Annotated in this window: 17 protein-coding genes; 3 read left to right on the plus strand and 14 right to left on the minus strand. The window is 67.6% G+C overall.

The annotated features are described in order from the left end of the window. Nucleotides 1-53: 53 nt before the first annotated feature. On the plus strand, nt 54-173 hold the full coding sequence (locus C8J47_RS16060; protein WP_404969289.1) for a hypothetical protein: 120 nt from the start codon (nt 54-56) through the stop codon (nt 171-173). 336 nt (nt 174-509) lie between these two features. Here C8J47_RS16060 and C8J47_RS16065 read toward each other — a convergent pair whose 3' ends face one another. The 8 genes from C8J47_RS16065 to C8J47_RS16100 form a co-directional block, all read right to left on the minus strand. Beyond that, nucleotides 510-1,175 (minus strand): flagellar hook assembly protein FlgD, encoded by a 666-nt coding sequence (locus C8J47_RS16065; protein WP_121886538.1) that lies wholly within the window; start codon nt 1,173-1,175, stop codon nt 510-512. A 10-nt stretch (nt 1,176-1,185) separates the two neighbouring features. Continuing rightward, nucleotides 1,186-3,084, minus strand: a complete 1,899-nt coding sequence (locus C8J47_RS16070; protein ID WP_121886539.1) for a flagellar hook-length control protein FliK — start codon at nt 3,082-3,084, stop codon at nt 1,186-1,188. A gap of 73 nt (nt 3,085-3,157) precedes the next feature. Beyond that, nucleotides 3,158-5,239, minus strand: a complete 2,082-nt coding sequence (gene flhA, locus C8J47_RS16075; RefSeq protein ID WP_121886540.1) for a flagellar biosynthesis protein FlhA — start codon at nt 5,237-5,239, stop codon at nt 3,158-3,160. Nucleotides 5,240-5,295: 56 nt separating this feature from the next. Beyond that, on the minus strand, nt 5,296-6,588 hold the full coding sequence (locus C8J47_RS16080; protein ID WP_259467605.1) for a sigma-54 dependent transcriptional regulator: 1,293 nt from the start codon (nt 6,586-6,588) through the stop codon (nt 5,296-5,298). Continuing rightward, the gene (gene fliN / locus C8J47_RS16085) at nt 6,585-6,956 is read right to left on the minus strand and encodes a flagellar motor switch protein FliN (protein ID WP_231420814.1); all 372 of its coding nucleotides are present in this window, start codon (nt 6,954-6,956) and stop codon (nt 6,585-6,587) included. Before fliN ends, C8J47_RS16080 begins: the two co-directional genes overlap by 4 nt. After that, nucleotides 6,953-8,545: a flagellar basal-body MS-ring/collar protein FliF gene (fliF, locus tag C8J47_RS16090; RefSeq protein WP_121886648.1), complete on the minus strand. Its 1,593-nt coding sequence runs from the start codon at nt 8,543-8,545 to the stop codon at nt 6,953-6,955. The genes fliN and fliF overlap by 4 nt, the downstream gene beginning before the upstream one ends. Nucleotides 8,546-8,846: 301 nt before the next feature. Then, nucleotides 8,847-9,515 (minus strand): FliH/SctL family protein, encoded by a 669-nt coding sequence (locus tag C8J47_RS16095; RefSeq protein WP_121886541.1) that lies wholly within the window; start codon nt 9,513-9,515, stop codon nt 8,847-8,849. Between the two features lie 4 nt (nt 9,516-9,519). Then, entirely contained in the window at nt 9,520-10,542 is a 1,023-nt protein-coding gene (locus tag C8J47_RS16100; protein WP_056055622.1) for a flagellar motor switch protein FliG, read from the minus strand. A 103-nt stretch (nt 10,543-10,645) separates the two neighbouring features. Here C8J47_RS16100 and C8J47_RS16105 point away from each other — a divergent pair, with 103 nt between their 5' ends. Both C8J47_RS16105 and C8J47_RS16110 read left to right on the plus strand, forming a co-directional pair. Further along, nucleotides 10,646-13,393, plus strand: coding sequence for a hypothetical protein (locus C8J47_RS16105; protein ID WP_121886542.1), 2,748 nt, complete (start codon nt 10,646-10,648; stop codon nt 13,391-13,393). A 2-nt stretch (nt 13,394-13,395) separates the two neighbouring features. Further along, complete coding sequence (locus C8J47_RS16110) at nt 13,396-13,827, plus strand: flagellar basal body protein (RefSeq protein WP_121886543.1); 432 nt, start codon at nt 13,396-13,398, stop codon at nt 13,825-13,827. A gap of 302 nt (nt 13,828-14,129) precedes the next feature. Here the strand turns inward: C8J47_RS16110 and C8J47_RS16115 are convergent, their stop codons facing one another. From C8J47_RS16115 to fliI, 6 genes are all read right to left on the minus strand, one after another. Beyond that, nucleotides 14,130-15,305, minus strand: a complete 1,176-nt coding sequence (locus C8J47_RS16115) for a helix-turn-helix domain-containing protein (protein ID WP_147454351.1) — start codon at nt 15,303-15,305, stop codon at nt 14,130-14,132. Nucleotides 15,306-15,432: 127 nt separating this feature from the next. Beyond that, a complete protein-coding gene (locus tag C8J47_RS16120) occupies nt 15,433-15,948 on the minus strand; it encodes a hypothetical protein (RefSeq protein ID WP_121886545.1) in 516 nt (171 codons plus the stop codon). A 125-nt stretch (nt 15,949-16,073) separates the two neighbouring features. Further along, nucleotides 16,074-16,961 (minus strand): sigma-70 family RNA polymerase sigma factor, encoded by an 888-nt coding sequence (locus C8J47_RS16125; RefSeq protein WP_183128813.1) that lies wholly within the window; start codon nt 16,959-16,961, stop codon nt 16,074-16,076. A 113-nt stretch (nt 16,962-17,074) separates the two neighbouring features. Next, a complete protein-coding gene (locus C8J47_RS16130; RefSeq protein WP_121886546.1) occupies nt 17,075-18,079 on the minus strand; it encodes a peptidoglycan-binding protein in 1,005 nt (334 codons plus the stop codon). Continuing rightward, a complete protein-coding gene (locus C8J47_RS16135) occupies nt 18,076-18,552 on the minus strand; it encodes a hypothetical protein (protein WP_121886547.1) in 477 nt (158 codons plus the stop codon). Before C8J47_RS16135 ends, C8J47_RS16130 begins: the two co-directional genes overlap by 4 nt. Continuing rightward, nucleotides 18,549-19,922 (minus strand): flagellar protein export ATPase FliI, encoded by a 1,374-nt coding sequence (gene fliI / locus C8J47_RS16140; protein WP_121886649.1) that lies wholly within the window; start codon nt 19,920-19,922, stop codon nt 18,549-18,551. The genes C8J47_RS16135 and fliI overlap by 4 nt, the downstream gene beginning before the upstream one ends. Nucleotides 19,923-19,931: the final 9 nt, after the last annotated feature.

Consider the following 19,931-nt stretch of genomic DNA (forward strand, 5'->3'; position numbering starts at 1 on the left):
ACATAGAAGATCGCACCAAGACACCGCCCTGGGGCGGGAATATATCGGCGGATATAACGAACCTTTCCAACTACTTTGTGTCATCGACTGGCCGGGATCTAATCGAACTTCTTCAAGAAGGGTTGGAAGCGTCGCGTGATGAGCGCCGTGTGACTGAGATTGTTCAATACTGATCGTGCGATGCTGGCACTCTTACCTAACAGGCAATCCCGATCGGGAATGGTCGAGATCTCGCAATCGTTCTCGGAATCGATCCTTTTTGGGAAAGGCGGCAGCTGCCCAATGTCTGCTATCGCGGCCTGCCTCAGCGAAAGCGGCCAGTCCGCTTTCCTTCCCAATTCGGCCATTTAGCTTACGCCTGCCAAATCCTATGACGAGGGAGACCCTGGACGCCGCGACCGTTTTCCGAGAGGCTTGGCGTCGCATGCGCTCGCAACAGCCGCGGACATGCGAAAGCCCCGGCGTGCGGGGGCACGCCGGGGCTCGCTGACCGCCAGTACAGGGGGATCTCAGCTGGCGGTGAGGCGGATCAGCTTGTCCATCGGCAGTTGCGTGCCGTTGACGCCGAGCGTGACCGAGCCGCCGGCGCCGCCGCCGACCACATCCTGGACGAGACCGGTGCTGGTGATGTCGACCGGTACCGCCTGGCCGTTCGCATCGATGCCGGTCAGCGACAGCGTGTAGGCGCCGTCCGACGCCTTCGATCCGTTTGCCAGCGTCCCGTCCCAGGCGACGCGGCCGGTCAGTCCGTCGGGCGCGATATCGCGCGTCGCGACGGTCTTGCCCGACGCGTCCGCGAACGTTGCGGTCAGCGTGGTGATCGCGCGGTCGGTCTTGTACCCCCATTGCGCCGGGCCGGTCGACGACAGGCCGGAGACGGGCGTGTCGAACGACGCCTGCCGGCCGATGAAGCCCGAGGCCTGCGCCATGTTCTGCGTCGACAGCTGCGTGAGGATCTCCTGCAACGTCGAGGTCTGCTTCGTGGTCTGCTGGACCTGCGTGTATTGCGCGAGCTGTTGCGTGTATTCGGTCGAATCCATCGGCTTCAGCGGATCCTGGTTCTGCATCTGCGTCGTCAGCAGCTTCAGGAACAGGTTGAAGTCGGAGGTCGCGCCCGAGACCGTGCCGTTCTTATCCTGCGCGGTCAGGGCGGTGCCGATCGTGGAAACTGTCATGCTGTCATCCTCAGGCCATCAGGTCGATGCGGCCGCGCGGATTGAGCGGTCGCCAAACGGGATCGATGTCGGCGCCGCCATCGGCGTCGGCGTCATCGGAATAATAGGGGCTGGCCGGCTGGTGCTGGCGCGGCTGGCCGTCGGCCGTGCCGTTGCCCCCGCTGCCCGTACCGCCACCGGTTCCGGCGCGCGTATCGAAGCGGAGGCTCTGCTGATCCGCGCGGACGCCGGCATCGCCGAGCGCACGGTTGAGATCGGCGCTGTCGCGCCGCAACAGGTCGAGCGAGGCGGGATTGTCCGCCGAGACGACCGCGCGCAGCACGCCGTCGTCGTCGAAATGCATCCGCACCTCGATCCGGCCTAGGTCGCGCGGGTCGAGCCGGACCGTCATCGCCTCGCCACCGTCGGTGCGGACGTGGCGCGCGATCGCGACGCCCATGTCGTGGCCCATCTGGCCGGGGGTTGGCGTGACGGTGACGGTGGCCGTGGCGGGCGTCGGTGTCGACGCGGTGGCGAGCGGCTGAGCGCTTGCCGCGGTCGGTATTGCCTGGGCGTGCACGGGCGTGACCGCGGACTGCAGTGCCGACGCGGTGTCCGCCTGCTGTCCGACGATCGGGGTACCGGCAGGCAGCGCGTCGGTTTTCAACAGCGGCGCAAAGGGCGTTGCGGAGTCCGTGGGCTCCGCGCCTGGGGTCGCCTGCGTCGGCGTCCCGGCGTCGGGCGAGGCTGCGATTGAGCGTGGCGCGGTCCGGCCGGCACCTGGCGATGGGGGCGTCGCATCGTCGTCGGAGCGGATGTTGGCGGCGGCCTGGTGCGGCGTCGCCATCTGCGCCACGGCGTTTGCCGGTGGTGTCACGAGCACGCCCGGGGGTGGTGGCGCGGTGTCGGGTGCCGGCGACCTCTCTGCGGTGCCCAGGTTCTCGGCATTCGGTGCGGATGAGGGGGCGGCCGTGTCGTCCGGCTCCGTCTGCGTCACGCCGGCTTTCCCGCCGCGTGTCGCTGTGACGGGACGTCCCGTCATCGTAGTGGCAGCAGCCGGGACTGCCGCCGTTGGAGCTGGCGTCATTGCGGGATTGGCGGACGACGCCGCGGTGGGGGCCAGAACTGTTGCGATCGCTGGCGAAGTCTGTTTCGTCGACGGCAGCGTGCGATCCGCCACGGTCTCGTCTTCAGAGGCCGGCGTGTCCTTGACCGCGCCGCGCACCGAAGTCGCTGGCGCGATCGGACTCGCTTTCGGAGACGGCGAAGCGATTTTCGACATCGCTATCGCGGTCGTCGAAGCCGGTCCCGGCGCGAGCTTAGCGGCGGGAGAGGACGAGATTGCGTCGCCGGTACCATTAGCGGTCGGCGTGGACGGCTTCACCTCGGCCTCGGTCGTGGTTGCGGGCAGCGCGGTCTGCGATGACCGATTGCCGATAGCCGCCGGCGCGAGGTCGGCGCGCGCAAGCTCGGTGGTCGGCGCCGGCGTAGCGACTGCGGGCGATACGGCTGTGTCCGTCGACTCCGTCTTCGCTTCACCCGCCACAGGGGCCACGCCTTGTGTATCCGAAACGCCCGTCGCCGGGCCCGGCGTGGCAGCGACCGACGGCGCGCCGAGGGTCGACATCGCGGGCATAGCGGTCGCGAGCCCGTAGGTGTCGGCGATCAGTCGCGGGGCGGGGGGCGACGACGCCGCCGCCATCTGTGCCAGCACGATCGGTGCGCCACCCGATCGGGCAGAGGCGAAGGGTAGCTGTGACGTCGCGTCGGCAGTCGTCGCGATACGCGATCCTTGCCCCGTTTTCGTCGGGCCGAACCCCGTTCCGGCGAGCGCCGCATCGAAGCCCGTGTCGGGCGACGTCGCCGGGCGCTGACCGGCCACCGCGACGGCGTCGAGACCTGGCAACACGGAGAAGCTCGGCGGGGTCATGCGTGTCCTCGACGCGGTGATCGGCGTATCATGGTCTTATTATAGGCGGTTCTCGGACTGTCGGGCGCGGCGGTCACCCGACGACCCCGAGCGACCGGATCCGCGCTCTCGCGTGGACTTCGTTCTGCGACAGGACGACGGTGGCGGGGCGGACGCGTTCGATAATCGAGCGGACGAACGGCCGGATCGCCGGATTCGTCAGCAGGCACGGGATCTCGCCCTCGGTCGCGAGCCGGTCGAAGGTCTCGCGGATCGCGGCGAGGAATGCGTGCAGGCTCGACGGCGCCATCGCCAGATGCCGGTCGTCGCCTTGCCCGACCAGGCTTTCGGCGAACGCCTCGTCCCATTCGCCCGACAGCGTGACGATCGGGATTGCTCCTTCGCGCGTCTGCTGCGCCGAGATTTGGCGCGCCAGCCGGCCGCGGACATGCTCGGTCATCTGGGTGATGTTGGAAGTCAGCGGCGCCGCCTCGGCGATGCCCTCGAGGATCGTCGGCACGTCGCGGATCGAAATCCCCTCGGCGAGCAGGTTCTGGAGGATGCGCTGCACCCCCGACACGCTGATCTTGGCCGGCACGATATCGGCGACGAGCTTTTCCGACTCCTTGTGGACTTCGTTGAGCAGCTTCTGCGTCTCGGTGTAGCTCAGCAGATCGGCGATATTGTCCTTCACCAGCTCGGTCAGGTGGGTGGTGATGATCGTGCCGCAATCGACCACGGTCAGACCGCGCATCCCCGCCTCGTCGCGCAGCTCGCGGTCGATCCACAAAGCGGGCAGGCCGAACACGGGTTCGCGGGTCGCTTCGCCGGGCAGCGACAGCGAGTCCTGCGGCGGGTTGATCACGAGCAGGCGATCGAGCCGGATCTCGCCGCGCGCGGCCTCGGTCTCCTTGATGTGGACGACATATTCGTTCGGCTTCAGCGCCATGTTGTCGAGAATCCGCACCGATGGCAGCACGAAGCCGAAATCGACCGCCATCTGCCGGCGCAGCGCGCGGACCTGATCGTCGAGTCGAGGCTCGCGGCGTTCGTCGTTGATGATCGGCAGCAGCGCATAGCCGATCTCGATCCGCACCGCGTCTATCGCCAGCGTGCGCGAGATCGGTTCCTCGTCGGGCATCGCATCGGCATCCGCCGCGGCCTTGTCCATGCGATCCTGCACCACGCGCGTGCGCGCATCGCGATCGAGCTTGTACGCGGCCCAGCCGCAAGCCGCCGAAAATATTGCGAACGGGATGAACGGCAGGCCGGGGATGATCGCCAGCATCCCCATCATCACCGAGACCATCCCGAACGCCTTGGGATAGCGGCCGAGCTGGTCGCCGAGCGCGGCGCCGGTCTTGCCCGCGACGCCTCCCTTCGAGACGAGCAGGCCGGCGGCGATCGACACGATCAGCGCTGGGATCTGGCTGACCAGGCCATCGCCGACCGTCAGCAGCGTATAGGTGTGGAACGCCTCGCCGAACGGGACGCCGTGCACCGCGACGCCCATGATCAGCCCGACGAAGACGTTGATCGCGGTGATCAGCAACGCCGCGACCGCATCGCCCTTCACGAATTTCGACGCACCGTCCATCGCGCCGTAGAACCCGCTTTCGGCTTCGACTTCGGCGCGGCGTTCCTTGGCCTGGCGTTCGTCGATCGTGCCGGCGTTGAGATCGGCGTCGATCGCCATCTGCTTGCCGGGCATCGCGTCGAGGCTGAAGCGCGCGGCGACTTCGGCGATACGGCCGGCGCCCTTGGTGATGACGACGAAGTTGATGACGATCAGGATCGCGAAGATGGTGAGGCCGATCACGGTCTCGCCGCCGATCAGGAATTCGCCGAACGCCGCGATCACCCCGCCGGCGGCATGCGAGCCCTCATGGCCATGCGCGAGGATCAGCCGCGTCGAGGCGAGATTGAGCCCGAGCCGCAGCATCGTCGAGATCAGCAGGATCGTCGGGAACGCCGACAACTGGAGCGGCTTGTCGATGAACAGCGCGGTCATCAGGATCATCACCGACAGCGTGATCGACAGCGCCAGCCCGAGATCGAGCATCCAGCCGGGCATCGGCAGGATCAGCATGCCGATGATCGCGATAACCCCGACCGCGAGCGCCATGTCGCGATTGGCGCCGATGCGCTGCAGGAAATTGGCGATGACTGGCGGCATGGCGATGCGGGTCCGGATCAGATGAGGAGGGAGGCAAGGGCAGGTAGCGGGCCGGATCAGGTGGCGGGGATGATCGCGATCCCGGCTTCGACGAAGCTCTTCAGCTTGTTGCGCATCGTCCGGACCGAAATGCCGAGGATGCCCGATGCGGAGGTGCGGTTGCCGCGACAGCGCTCAAGCGTCTTGAGGATCAGCGCGCGTTCGACATCCTCGACGGTGTGGCCGACGAGACGGTCGACGCCGGGCGTCGCCTCGTCGGTGGTGCGTGCCAGCCGCGTGCCGTCGGCGAGCACCAGATCGTCGGGACCGACCACCGGGCCGCGTGCGAGCACGGTGGCGCGGTGGACGACATCCTCGAGTTCCTGGACGTTGCACGGCCAGCTGTGGCGCGCGAGCAAGGCGAGCGCGGAGTCGGCGATCGGGCGGACCGCGATCTGTTCGACGCGCGCGGCCTGCTCCGCAAAATGCGCTGCCAGCGCGGGGATGTCGCCGACCCGGTCGCGTAGCGGCGGCAGTGCGATCCGCACCGTCCCGAGCCGCGCGGCGAGGTCTGCATGGACCGTCCCGGCGGCGGCGGACACTGCCAGATCGGCGTGCGCGGAGGTGATGATCCGGGTGTCCGCATAGCCCGAGGCGAGCGCGTGCGCGAGCCGGGTCTGCGTGTCGAGCGGCAGGCGATCGACCTCACGGAGGAACAGCGTACCACCGCGCGCCTCGTCGAGCTTGCCCCGCCGCGGCGGCAGGGCGCCACCCGCGGCGCGGCCGAACAGTTCGGCTTCGATCGCGGTCGGCGTGCCGTGCGCGGCGTCGACGATCAGGAACCGCCCGGTGCGTCCGGAGATCGCGTGGATCGAGCGCGCGAGCATCGTCCGCCCGGTCTTCGGTTCACCGACGATCGACAAGGCGATCCGGCTCGGTGCGATCGACCAGGCATAGCCGACCGCACGGACGAAGCTCGCGTCCTTGCCGATCAGCGTGCCCGGTGGTGCGGCCGCCGCGTTGGTGAGGATCGCGGCGATCAGCGCGTGGTCGGGTGGCAGCGAAACGTAGTCGCGGGCACCCGCCCGGATCGCAGCCACCGCCTGCTCGGCCTGAACGTCGATCCCGCAGGCGATCACCGGCACCACGAACGCCTCGACGCGGAGGCTAGTGATGAACCCGGCGACATCGGCGGCGACGTCGATCATCACCAGCCCGACGCTGGTCTCGCGCAGGATCGCCAGCGCCGTATCGATATCGTCCGCGATCGAGACGGTCGCACCGTTGTCGCGCGCCATCTGCGCGGCGACCTTCAGGACCGTATCCGCACCGATCAACAGCAGATGGGGGTCGTCGCCCGTGCGGATCACGCGCGGTTTTCCTGCTGGAGGATTTCGGTCAGCGTGATGCCGAGCATGTTGTCGATCAGCACCACTTCGCCGCGGGCGATCAGGCGATCGTTGACGAAGATGTCGACCGGTTCGCCGACGCGGCGATCGAGTTCGACGACCATCCCGGCCTTCAGCTTGAGCAGGTCGCCGATCAGCATCTTCGATCGGCCGAGGACGGCGTGAACCTTGACCGGCACGTCGAAGACCGCCTGCAGATCGGCATTGCCGGACATCGCCGCGGCGGCGACATCGGCGGGGTCGTCGAACTCCTCGAGGAACGCGACGGGCACGATGTCGTCGGGGTCGGTAAGATGCGGCACGGGGTTGGTCATCTGCGTATCCATCATGCGTTCATCCATTGGCGAATTACGGCGGCGGCTTCGGGCGGGGCCGCGGTGATCGCGTCACCGACCCGGCGAAGCGCGCCGAATTTGACTTGGCCATCGACCTGCGCGAGCGCGATTTCCTCATCGAGCGCGGGGCCGTTGGCTTCGAGCAGCGGGCGCTGGACCCCGCCCGGCACGGCGCCGGACTGGTCGGGCAGCGCCGCCAGCTCCGCGGTCTGCGCGGTGAGCAGGCGCTCGGCCGCGGTGCCGGTTTCGCCGTTCGCCTGCGGCCGGATCATCCTGAGCGCGACCAGCCCGACCCCGGCGATGAGCAACAGCTTGCCCAGCATCCACAGCTGATCGACGGGCAGCCGCGACAGGAAGCCGGAGTCGGTATCCTTGAGGCTGTCGTCGGCGGCGAACGCCATGCTTTCGATCACGACGCTGTCGCCGCGGGCAGTGTCAGCGCCGACCGCATTCTCGACCAGCCGGGTCAGCCGCTGGATCTGCGCCGCGGGTAGCCCCTTGGCGCCGCCATCGACCATCACCGCGACCGACAGCCGCTTGATCCGGCCAGGTGCGCGGTCGACGACGCTGTGCGTCTTGCTGTTGTCGTAGGTCGTATCCTCCGACGTCTCGTCATGCGCTTCGCTGCGGTTGGTCCCGGTGCCGCCGGCCTGGGGCTGTGCGTCGGGGAGCTGCCGGGCGATGCTGGCGCCTTGCGGAGCGGCCTGCGTGTCGGCGTTCTGATCCTTGCCGGAGACCGACACCTGATGCGCGATCACCTGTTTGTCGGGATCGAAGACGTTGGATTCCTCCTGCGTGCGGTCGCGGTCGATCTCGGCGGAGACTTCGGCGCGGACCTTGCCCTGACCGACGATCGGCGCGAGCATCGCCTCGATCTCGTCGCGCATGCCGGATTCGACGGTCGCCTGGCGTTCGTCGATGTCGCTCGATCCCATCGTTCCGGCGTCGCCCGCGCGGGCGAGCAACGCGCCGGTCTGATCGACGATCGAAACGGACTCGGGCGACAGGTCGGGTACCGAGGACGATACGAGGTAGCGGATCGACTGGACCGCTTCGGCACCGAGCCGACCCTTGGTCTTCACGGTGACCGCTGCGCTGGCCTTGGTGGTCTGGGTCGCGAACATCGCGCGGTCGGGCATGACGATATGGACGCGCGCGCGGGAGATGCTTTGCAGCGTCTCCACCGACTTCGCCAGTTCGCCTTCGATAGCGCGCGTCTCGTTCATCTTGGCGCGGCTGGCGGAGACGCCGAACGGCTCCTCCTCGTCGAGCACGTCGTAGCCGATCTTGCCGCCCAGCTTCTCGCCGGCCATGCCCATCCGCAGTTCGGCGAGCTTGTCCTCGGGCGCCATGATCGAGGTGCCGTCGGCCGACAGCTGGAAGGCGACGTTCTGCGCCTTCAGCTTTTCGGCGATCGACTGCGCCGCGCTCGGGTCGAGGTCGGTGTAGAGAAACCCCATAGTCGAGTCGCCGCCGCGCGTCGCCACCACCGCGAGAACGGCGAGCAGCGCAGCAGCGATTCCTCCCATCAGGAGCAGGCGCTGGCGACCGATCTGCCCCAACACTGTCCGTATCTGATCCAAGCGAAACCCCATTCGAAACGGCAGCAATGCCTGATTTCATTATAGGAGAGACGCGAGGCGGCAGTTCTTGCCGGGCGGAAACTTTTGCCGACCGGTCCGCGCAGCGTTGCGCGCGATCATAAACGGTGGCCCCCGGAGCCAGGCGTCAGGTATTCCATGCACGCCGTAAGCCTGTTTCCCCGCGAAGGCGGGGATCCAGACTGGGCTCCCGCCTTCGCGGGAGAACAAGGAAGGGTGTGGCTCCGTCGAAAGGCAAAGGCGCTAAGTTTCGATCCTCCCCCTGCCGGGGAAGGATTCAGCGTTAACCGTCGACGCGTTCCAGGACCGGACCGAGCGCTGCCTCGATGGCGGCGATGCGTGTTGCGGCTTCGAGGACGACGCCGCCGCGGTCCCAGTGGATATGCGCGTCACCGATCGCCAGCGCGGCATCCGCGTGGACGGTCAACGCGAGATGGCGGCGGTCGCCGTTCTGGCGGATCGCCACGAGGCGTTCGATCTCGGGGACCAGATCGGGTGCGACGGCGACACCGATCTCCTGTCCGCGCGCGACCTGTTGCAGCGCGCGGCCGATCGCCGCGTCGATCGCGCCGCCGGGATATTCGACGAGCGCGCGACCGGCGAGCAGCTCCGCGGCGACGATCGCGACCGATGCCGCCTCGCGTGCGGCCTCCTGTGCCACGCTTTCGAGCTCCGCCTCGACCGTCTCGATCGTCGCATGGAGCGCGTCGACCGCGGCGAGCAGCGCGGTATCGCGATCGGACTGCGCCTGGGCGAGGCCTGCGTCGAACCCGTCCGCCCGGGCGACCGCGACGTGGCGGTCGCAATCGGCACGGGCGAGCGCGAGTTCGGCCTCCAGCGTCGCGATCATCAGCTGGAGATCCTCGGTCTCCGCATGCGCGGTACGGAGCGGGACGGCGGTTTCGAACACGCGATCGAACGCGAACGGGCGGATGTGAAAGGCTGCGTCCATGGTCTCAGACGATCATCGCATCGTTGCTCTTCGGATCGACCAGCAGGATATCGCCGCTGTCGGCGAGCTGCTTGGCGAGCCGGACGAGCGCGGTCTGCGCCTCCTCGCAATCGCGCGCGCGGACCGGCCCCATCGCCGCCATGTCCTCGCGCATCAGCTTTGCCGAGCGCTCGGTCATCGTACCGAGGAACAGCCGGCGGATTTCGTCGGTGGCCCCCTTGAGCGCGAGCGCCATCTGTCGCTTGTCGGCCTGACGGACGATCACCGCGGCGGCCTGCGGGACCAGCCCGCCGAGATCCTCGAACGTGAACATCAGCGCGCGGATCCGCTCGGCGGACTCGGGAGCGTGTTCGTCGAGCGCGTAGAGCATCGCTTCTTCGGTCGACCGGTCCATCGCGTTGAAAACTTCGGCCATCGCCTCGTGCGGATCGTGGCGTTGCGCGCGCGACAGGTTGTTCATAAACTCGCTGCGCAGCGTCTGCTCGACCTGGAGCAGCACGTCCTTCTGGACGGTCTCCATTCGCAACATCCGCTGGATGACCTCCGTGGCGATGTCCTGGGGCAATTGCGCGAGCACGCCGGCGGCGTTTTCGGGCTTCAGTTTCGACAGGATGACCGCGACGGTCTGCGGATATTCGTTCTTGAGATAGCGCGCGAGCACCGACTCGCTGACGTTGGACAGCTTGTCCCACATCGTCCGGCCGGCGGGACCACGGATATCCTCCATGATCTCGCGCACGCGGTCGGTCGGCAACACGCCGTCGAGCAGGCGTTCGGCGGTCTCGTACGAGCCGTGCAGCGCGTTCATGCTGGTGACTTCGCCGGTGAAGCTGACGAGCAGATGCTCGGCGACATGCGACGGCACGCGACCGAGCTGGGCGATCGCCGACGACAGGTCCTTGACCTCCTCGACCGACAATTGATCCCAGATCGGTGCGCCATGCTCCTTGCCAAGAGTCAGCATCAGCGCGGCGGCGCGCTCGATGCCGGAATAGCGCTTAAGTTCGGGCGGTTCGGCCAGCGTCATGGTCCGCGTGTGCTCCAAAAGATCGCGTCGGGAACCGGCCCGTACGCTTCCCCCCTATTATAGGAGAGAGCGATCGATCCGGACGGCGCTCGAAGAGGAAGACATGAGCAATTTCTCGAATGGCCTGATCGGTCTCAGCGTGTTGACGGGCAGCGATGCCTTCTCGGCCTTTGCCGCGTCCAACGCGGCGACGCCGATCGAAACCAAGGCGCAGCGCAAGGCGAAGGCGGCGTTCACCACGCCCGTGACGACGCCGCCCTGGAAGCAGAAGGCCTCGACGCTCAGCGACTCGTCGCAGGTGTCGCTGATCAAGAGCATGAAGTCGATCATCGACAAGGCGAGCAGCAGCAGCGCTAGCGTGCCCGGCGATGTGCAGACGACCTTCGTCGCGTACAAGGCGCTCGATCGCCTGCGCCTGCTTGCCGAAAGCGCGGCCAAGGACACCACCGCGTCGAGCGAACGCACCAATCTGGAAAAGGCGTTCGCCAAGGGGTTGGCTGATCTCAAGACCTATCTGGGATCGGCGCCGTCGGACAAGATGGACCTGTCGTTCGGCAGCCTCGCACGGCAGGCGCAGACCGTCGGCGTCAAGGCGGCATCGTCGCTGAGCACCGCGACGATCGTCGGGACGGGCGTCAACGACACGCGCACCGCGCCGCTGGCGGGAATGACCGGCAAGGAAATTCTGCGTATCGACCTGTCGCAGCCGGGCGTCTCGGACAGTGTCACGGTCGATCTGTCGGGGACGCCGCAGCCGCCGACGCTCGACAGCGTCGCCGATGCGATCAACGCGAAGATCGTCGCGGTGCCAAAGCGCGATGCGAGCGGCAATGCGGTGCTCGACGACACCGGCAACCCGGTGCCGCGCTGGCCTTCGGTCAAGTTCGTCCCCGCCAAGACCGGCGAGAAATGGACGCTGTCGCTCGAGCGTGCCGGCTTCGAGACGGTGTCGATCGACCAGGTCGGCGCGAGCGATGCGCTGATGGTCGCGAGCGGCGTCACCGAACCCGATACCCCGACCAATACGCGGATATCGCGGTTCGACGATCTGACGACCGACCCGACGCGCAAGACGCTCGGCACGATCAGCGCGGTCGATCGGGCGGCGACCGCGCGGCAGGAGGTCGTCGCCTCGACCGATACGACCGGCAAGGCGAAGGCGACGACGATCTCGGCGGCGGCCAATGCACAGGCGATTGCGACCGACGCGAACGGGTTCAGCTATGTCGTCGGCACGACCGCAGGCGATATTGGCGGCAATCTGTCGCACGGTGCCGACGATCTGTTCCTGACCAAGGTCGACAGCGAAGGCAGCGTCGTCTGGCAACGCAATCTGGGCGCGGCGGGCTCTGCGCAAGGCGCAGCCGTCACGATCGCGCCCGATGGCGGGATCGTCGTGGCGGGGACCGTGACGGGCGGGTTCGACGGCGCCAACAGCGACGGCGACATGATGGTCGCGCGCTATGACGCGTCGGGCGGCGAGACGTTCTCAACTCTGGTCCGCTCGCTCGGCGCGCAATCCGCGACGGCGGTGGCGGTCGGTGCGGACGGTTCGATCTATATCGGCGGCCAGACCGAGGCGAACGGCGGCGATGCGTATCTCGCGCGGCTGGACGCGACCGGCACGTTGAAGGAGACACGCACGATCGGTGGCGCCGGTGCGGACACGGTCAAGGCGCTGGCGATCTCGGGCGACGGACAGGTTCTCGCGCTGACCAGCGAAAGTGGTCAAGCAACTGTCCACAAGCTCGACGCCCGATCGCTGGCGACCGATATTGCAACGCTCGGCCTGGGCAGGGCGGATGCGCGCGCTATCGCAGTGGCGGCGGACGGCACGATCGCGATCGGTGGCGCGACCGATGCCGCGCTGTCGGGGACGCAGGCGAACGCCGGCGGGGCTGGGCGCGATGGCTTTGTCGCGCGGATCGACGCCGGGTTGTCGGGCGCGGCGATCACCTATGTCGCGACGGCTGGCGAGGACCAGGTCGATAGCGTCGCGTTCCTGGGTGGTGAAATCTATGCGGGCGGCCGCACCAATGGGACGCTGGGTACGGCCAAGACCGGGACCACCGACGGCTTCGTCGCGCGGATCGACGCATCGACCGGCGCGATCGGGACGACCAGCCAGTTCGGCGTGATCGGCGCCAAGACCGAGTCGGTGCGCGTGTCGGCTATCGCTGGCGGCGACACCGTGCTCGGCGCGATCGGCTTGCACCGGGGCACGCTGACGCCGAGCGATTCGGTGACGCTCGAGGCGCAGACCAGCCTGCGCGCCGGGGACGAGTTCTCCGTCCGGATCAACGGCGGTGCGCTGCGCAAGATCGTGATCGGCGACGACGATACGCTGTCTACGCTCGCCGACCGGGTTCGGCAGCTCGTCGGGACGAAGGTCGCGAGCGTCACCACGCCGCTGAAAGGTGCGGGCCGCAATCTTCGCCTCGACCTGAAACCCGGCAACGAGATCGAATTCGTCGCAGGGTCGGCGGGCAAGGATGCGCTCGCCAAGCTCGGTCTCGACGCGCGGCGGATCTCGAGCCCGGCGTCGATTCCCGACGATGCGCCGAAAGTCAGGCCCGGCGGTGCGTTCGCGCTGGGGCTGAACGAGGCGCTCCGGCTCGATACGAAGACCGAGGCGGCCAACGCGCTGTCCCGGATCACGCAGGCGATCTCGTTCGCGCAGTCCGCGTATCGATCGCTCTATTGGGACGATACCAAGGCGTTGCTTGCGGACACCGGTGTGTCGAACGGGCGCAAGCCGGGCTCGACCGCGATCGAGCAGGCACAACTCGGCAATTATCAGGCCGCGCTGACCCGGTTGTCGGGCGGTTCGTCAAGCTACACGGGATTCTAGACATGGGCGTTCCCTCGATCCTCGCAGGCATCACGCGCGAGATGAAGCATCTGGCGGACCGGCAGCGCGTCATCGCGCAGAACATCGCCAATTCGGAAACGCCGGGCTTCAAGGCGCGCGACGTCGCAGCGCCCGATTTCTCCGAACTGCTCGCGCAGCAGACCGGCGGGCGCAGCGGCAGCCCGAGCATCGCGCGCCCTCGCGTGATGCTGACCGGGGCGATGAGCGCGCTGGGTGCGCGCGCGCCTCGAGGTGGCGGGGGGATCCAGCTCGATCACGACGTCAGCGAAACCAAGCCCGACGGCAACAACGTGACGGTCGAGGATCAATTGCTGAAGATGGGGCAGATCCAGGCCGACTTCACCGCGATGACCAATCTCTATCGCAAGCAGCAGTCGCTGCTGAAGACCGCACTGGGCCGTAGCGGTGGCTGAGCTGTGACTTGAGCCGGAGCGCACTCGGCTTGTATCTAAAAATACGATCGAACTCCGACGTGCCGTGCTCTTCGGCTAGGCTGAGGAAAGCCTCGTTCCGACATCCGAGTACGCGTTGCGTCGATCGATATTCGGCGAAGAGTGGCTCAGAAACTAGTCTGGGCTTTAAACAAGGGTCGGGCCGCGTTCGACCGTCAGTCCGCTCCTCCTTGTTCTCCCGCGAAGGCGGGAGCCCAGTCTGGGTCCCCGCCTTCGCGGGGAAACATTCTGCCGTTTGTTCGACGGGTTAGCCCCGATCCGTCCTAGACGTGATACGCCGCGATCACCGCGACGGCGTCGGCAGGGGCGAGCGTATCGAGCGCGACCGAGTCCGCCGGATCGAGGCCGTGCGCGGTCATCGCGCCCCGCGGATCCAGCGAGACCGCCATCAGGCGGTGGCCTTCGCCCGATTTGACGAGTGCGATCCCACCAGCCTGCGGATAGCGGTCCGGATCGACGATCACCGTCGCATGCCCGGGCAGTCCGCTGCCGAGCGGGGCGCGGCCGACGCGGAGGCCGAACGCACGCGGCCCGGCGAAACTGGGCAGCTCGACGGTTGCGCCGGTCGGCTGCATCGCGATCGCGCCGTCGGCCAGCGGCACGCCGTAGACCGTCGCGAGCCGAACCGAGGCGCCGACCGTCTGACCAGATGGCAACGCACTCCGGACGCTGGCCGGCGCGACGGGCGCGGAAACGCGTTCGGCGTGGGCAAGCTCCTGACGCAGCGCGGCGATGCGTTGCCGGGTCCGCGCCCTGCGATCCTCAGGCCCGCCGATCTCGTGCAGGAACTGGTCGAGCGCACCGCAGGCGTGCATCTGGTCGAGATGCGCGCGCAATGCCTGCTCGTCGGCGACGTGGAAGAACCGGCACAGCGAAGCGACCGTCGGTGCGCCCCAGCGCAGCAGGCCCTTCTGCGCGTTTTCGAGCCGCGACAGGATCACCGGCGCGATCCCGAAATCGGAATCGATCACTGCGGGCGATAGCGTCGGATCGCCGGCGCGTGTGGCGCGGATCGCCGCGGCCAGCGCGACCGCGGTCTCCGCCTCACCCTGATCGTCGAGCACCGCCGTATCGGCGAACGGGGCAAACCAGGTTTCGAGGTCAAACTGCGGCGATTGCACGTCGATCAGCAGATCTTCGGGCTCGACGTCCAGCGTTCCCGCGATCCGGACAAGCTCGATCGCGCGCGGGAAAACCTCGCCACGCTCGATCTTCGACAGGCGGATATACGGGATTTCGGGGATCGACCCGGCAAAGGCGAGGAGCTTGGGATGGCCGCGCTTCAGGCGATGTTCGCGCACGCGGTTGGGGAACACGACCGAGCGATAGCGATCGGCGACGATGACGCCACCGCCGGTTCCGCCATTCGCCAGGACATCGGCAGCCAACGGCTTCGAATGCCCCTTACGCGGCCGATCCTGCCGAGTGAGGACGGTCACTCACGCTGCTCCACTGCTCAATTCCCCTATACGTCATCTTCCTATCAAGAATTACGGATCGATGACAACGGAAACGCAGCGGTATAGGATGTCTCAAAGCGGGATATCGGACCGGTCGAGTGTCGGATCAGTTGAGTGGGGCGTAAAGACGGTCGGCGGCCATCAGCGTCCAGATGCTGTCGGGTGCTGGCGGAATGATGGCGACGGCCGTACCGCGCCGATCCGCGGCGGCGATCAGCGCGCTTGCGTCGCGCGGTGGCCGCCCCGTCATCAGGACCACGCCCGTTCCGTCGGTGACGATACAGGAGAAGGCGGCGCCGTGGCGTGCTGTCCGGATCGCGGCCAGTCGAGCGAACAATACGATGGAGGCTCGCTCGAGCGTGGCTACAGCGGGACCGAGAAGATGATCCGGGCGAGCGCAGCGCGGATCGCGGTAGGGGACGAGCGTCTCGTCCCATAATGTGAGGACAAGCGCGCCCTCGCTGGTTTGAGTTGGTAGTGCCAGCGTCAACAGGACCGCACCCTGGCACTGCATCAATCCCGATCCGATCAACGCAATATCGCGGGCGGCACGGATCAGGCGTTCGTCGATGTCGGATGGATTGTCGAGGGCCAGCAAATCCGTCATATCGTGCACCGGCATCTAAACCTCCCGTAAACCTTGTTCTATTTTAGGAGGGTTTAGGATGCCTGTGGCGCGGACGACACAAACTATCTTGGGCATGGCGAAAAAGCGTGGCCGGCGCGCTGTCACCGGCCAGCGTCAGATCACAGCGCGACCGACCCGATAGATTCGCGGCGGGGGCGTGCTGGAACGGGCGTCGACAGCGCTGCGGCGAACCGTGGCGTGCGATCCGCCATTTCGGCGATCGCCGCGGTGGCGCGCTTGGCGACCTGGCGAGTCCGCTCGCGGACCGCCTCGTCGTCGATCCGGGCGTCCTGCTCGGCATCCTCGGACAGGCGGCGTTCGATCGCCTCGCGGTGGAGCGCGATCTTGGCTTCCAGCGCGGCGAGGTCCGACGGGTCGATCGGATGGACGGACGAGCGCAGGCGCGGCCCGGCGATCTCGCGTGCACGCTCCGGAGTCGCCTTGCGAGCGCGACGTGCGAGCTGATCGGTGCCGACGTCGCGCAGGTGATCGACGTAATCCTCGATCAGCTTGGTTCGCGTGAGCGTCGCCATGTGCGCGGATGCGCCCGATTCGGTCAGCTCCAGCGCATTTTCGTCCATGATCATCGTCTCGAGCGTCATGTCCTCGCCATCGGCGTTCGACATCACGGCATGGAGCGACACGGTGGCGGCCGAGACCTTCTTCGCCGAGGGGCGCTGATCGGTCATCAGGCGAAAGCGGAGGCCCTGAAGCTCGCCGCGAAGCTGCCAGTTCACGAAGGTCGTGAACTGCGCCTTGGTCGGGTCATAGCCCTGGATCGCACGGTGCACGCCGATCGCGCAGCACTGCTCGGCGTCCTCCCAATGCGAGACCAGCCCGTATTGGCGGATGAAGTGGCGGATGCGCGGGGCGATGAGCTTCAGGATCCCGGCAAAGGCGCGGTCGCCATACACGCGCTGGCGGTTGGTCATCGCTGCGCCATCGGCCGGTGTGTTTTCGATAACGATTGCGACGGCGGCCTCTAGCGCGGCGGTGATCTTCGACATTGGTAGTCCCCAAACCTCGGTCGCTACAGCGCTTCCGAACAATCTCCTTTTGGGGTCAATTAGTTAACATCCTGTATCTCCCATATAGGATGTAATTGGATTGTACGGAATCGTCAGCCGGAAATGTTTGCGAACTGCTGCGGACGGATTTTGCGGTCCATGAAATCGAGCAGCCAGTTGCGGTGCGCGACCGTGGCGTCGCCGGTCGAGGCGATTCGACGACTGCTGTCGCCGGCGCCGATCTGGGCATTGAGCAGCGTATGCGCGCGCGATTCGGACAGCCCGCCGTCGCGGACGAACCGCACAGCATCGCCCAGTCCGAGGTGGTGGCCGAGATACGCCAGTCGCGCGGTTGCACCGACCTCGCCGTGCGCCGAAACGCCCGCGCGATCGAGCCCGTCGAGATTGCGTCGGGCGAAGTCGGCGATGCCGTTGATCGCCGCGGTCGGATCGTAGCGCAGCGACAGCACCGTCGCCCGTGCGCTCGCGAGCACCTTGCCGTTGTCGCCGAGCAAGCCATTGGCGCGCGCGAATCCGTTCAGCCATGTTCCGCCGGTTTCGGCCATGCCTTCCCAGGTCCGGCTGAGGAATTGACCGAGGCCGGCGGCGCTCGATCGTGGATTGCGCGAATAGGTCTGCCAGGTTCCGTCGCGCGCCTTGCCGGCTTCGGCGTCGACGATCGCGGCCAGTGCCGCTGCCGGAATACCGGTGCGCGCCGCGGCGGCCTGCAAGGTCGGCGCGTGCCGAGCATTGCGCCCGAGTCCGTCCACCGCAGCCGCTGCCGTATGCGGGGCCGAATCGATTGTAGGACGGTGCAGAGCGGGACCCAGGTCGGCCGTTGCAAAGCGTGCGCGAACCTCCGCGGCTCCGGCAACCGGATCGGGTGTCGTCGCAGGAACCTTGGCTTCCGGCATCAGCAGCGCGATCAGCGAATCGAGCGAGGTCGGCGACGATGCGTCGCGTGCCGTCACCGAGGCGGAGTCGTCGTGCGATCCGGTCCCCGATCCGCCGAGCGCGGCCTGCCAGAGATGCTTCGCCATCTCGGCTTGTGCGGCACCATAGATGATCGCGGCCCGGCGATCGCGCGGGACGCTCGCCAACCCTGTCGGATCGATCACGGCGTGGGCATCTTGCTGGTCGGAGCAAGTCGGGCGTTCGCGACATGGGCCGCAAATTTGCGGCCGCGCCGTGACGCGGGGCGGGCCGCGGTGAGGTCGTCGAGCATCGCCTGTTCGGCGGCGGCGAGACTGCGGGCCTCGGCCTTGCGGTGCGCGCCGACGGCACCTTCGATCGCGGTGCGCGAGCCATAGACCTCGACCGCCTTGCGACGGAGCGACTCGAGATGCAGGTGCGCGGCGGCACGGTGCTCGGCGAGCTGGCGACGATGGTCGCGGGCGCGGACGAAGTAGCGATCGGTGGTCAGGCGGGGTTCGCCGAACGCGACGAGACCTTCGCGGATCATCGCGTTTTCGACCGCGATATGCGCTTTTTCGATCCGCTCGAGCTCGTCGATCGCAAGGCCGATTGCGGCCCGGACCGCGTCGAGCTTGCGTTCGACGACGCGCAACGCGGTATCGTAAGGCGTCGTCATGCTGCCATCTCCAGCGTGGGTTCAGGGCGCGCGTCCGCCGTCGCTGCAGGCTCGACCGCCAGCAACTCGGCCAGGATCGCGAAGGTCTGTGCGGCGTTCGCCTGATCCTGCTTGCCCTGCGTCAGCAGTGCCTCGATCTGCGGCGCGAGGCGGATCGCCTCGTCGACTTCGGGGCTCGACCCAGGCTTGTACGCGCCGAGACGGACCATCTCCTCCATGTCGCCATAGGTCGACAGGATGCGGCGCGCGGCGAGGCGGATGTCGTTCTCTTCGGGCGTGTGACAGCGCGGCAAGGTGCGTGAGACCGATTTCAGCAGGTCGATCGCCGGATAACGGCCGCGCTCGGCGATTTTCCGCGTGATCACGACATGGCCGTCGAGGATACCGCGTACCGCATCCGCGACGGGTTCGTTGTGATCGTCGCCATCGACGAGGACGGTGAACAGACCCGTGATCGTACCCTGACCGGGAACGCCCGGCCCCGCGCGTTCGAGCAACCGCGGCAGCTCGGCGAAGACGGTCGGGGTATAGCCCTTGGTCGCGGGCGGTTCGCCCGACGCCAGACCGATCTCGCGCTGCGCCATCGCGAACCGCGTGACCGAATCCATCAGGCACAACACCTTGAGACCCTGATCGCGGAAATGCTCGGCGATCGCGAGCGTCGTCCAGGCGGCCTGGCGGCGCATCAGCGCGGGCTCGTCGGAGGTTGCGACGACCACCACGCTGCGCGCGAGACCGGCAGGCCCGAGATCGTCCTCGACGAACTCCTGGACCTCGCGGCCGCGCTCGCCGATCAGCCCGATCACCGCGACGTCGCAGTCGGTCCAGCGTGCCAGCATCGACAGCAGCACCGACTTGCCGACGCCCGATCCGGCGAACAGCCCGAGCCGCTGGCCTTCGCAGAGCGGCGCGAAGACGTCGAGCGCACGGACGCCGGTCTCGACCTTGGCACCGACGCGCGCACGCCCGGCGGCGGGCGGGGGCGTCGCGCGGATCGGCCGCGGTACCAGCCCGGTGGGCAACCCGCCCTTGCCGTCGACCGGGCGGCCGAGGCCATCGACCATCCGGCCGAGCCAGGCGGCGCACGGGCGGATCGCGAACTCACCCGCGGCGACGACCGCGCGGGCGCCCGCCGCGACACCCTGCGGGTCGCCGAACGGCAGGCACAAGGCGCGGCCATTCTCGAGCCCGGTGACTTCGGCGTCGATCGTGCCGGTGCGGATGGCGATGCGGATCCGCGAGCCGATCTGCGCGGCGTTGCCAAGCCCGTCGACTTCGATCAGCGCCCCGCGTGCGGCGACGACGGTGCCGTAGCGCTCGTCGAACGGCATCTCCGCCAGGGTGGCGGTCGCCGCCGCGAGGACCTGCATCGTCCGCAT

This window comes from Sphingomonas sp. PP-F2F-G114-C0414 (assembly GCF_003688595.1).
GTDB lineage: Bacteria > Pseudomonadota > Alphaproteobacteria > Sphingomonadales > Sphingomonadaceae > Sphingomonas.

Coding starts and splice junctions, on each gene's coding strand:
- C8J47_RS16110 (WP_121886543.1), top strand. CDS start 13,396: ATGGGCGTTCCCTCGATCCTCGCAGGCATCACGCGCGAGATGAAGCAT.
- flhA (WP_121886540.1), bottom strand. CDS start 5,239: ATGCCGCCAGTCATCGCCAATTTCCTGCAGCGCATCGGCGCCAATCGC.
- C8J47_RS16065 (WP_121886538.1), bottom strand. CDS start 1,175: ATGACAGTTTCCACGATCGGCACCGCCCTGACCGCGCAGGATAAGAAC.
- C8J47_RS16120 (WP_121886545.1), bottom strand. CDS start 15,948: ATGCCGGTGCACGATATGACGGATTTGCTGGCCCTCGACAATCCATCC.
- fliN (WP_231420814.1), bottom strand. CDS start 6,956: ATGATGGATACGCAGATGACCAACCCCGTGCCGCATCTTACCGACCCC.
- C8J47_RS16100 (WP_056055622.1), bottom strand. CDS start 10,542: ATGACGCTGGCCGAACCGCCCGAACTTAAGCGCTATTCCGGCATCGAG.
- fliI (WP_121886649.1), bottom strand. CDS start 19,922: ATGCAGGTCCTCGCGGCGGCGACCGCCACCCTGGCGGAGATGCCGTTC.
- C8J47_RS16105 (WP_121886542.1), top strand. CDS start 10,646: ATGAGCAATTTCTCGAATGGCCTGATCGGTCTCAGCGTGTTGACGGGC.
- C8J47_RS16070 (WP_121886539.1), bottom strand. CDS start 3,084: ATGACCCCGCCGAGCTTCTCCGTGTTGCCAGGTCTCGACGCCGTCGCG.
- C8J47_RS16135 (WP_121886547.1), bottom strand. CDS start 18,552: ATGACGACGCCTTACGATACCGCGTTGCGCGTCGTCGAACGCAAGCTC.
- C8J47_RS16125 (WP_183128813.1), bottom strand. CDS start 16,961: ATGTCGAAGATCACCGCCGCGCTAGAGGCCGCCGTCGCAATCGTTATC.
- C8J47_RS16095 (WP_121886541.1), bottom strand. CDS start 9,515: ATGGACGCAGCCTTTCACATCCGCCCGTTCGCGTTCGATCGCGTGTTC.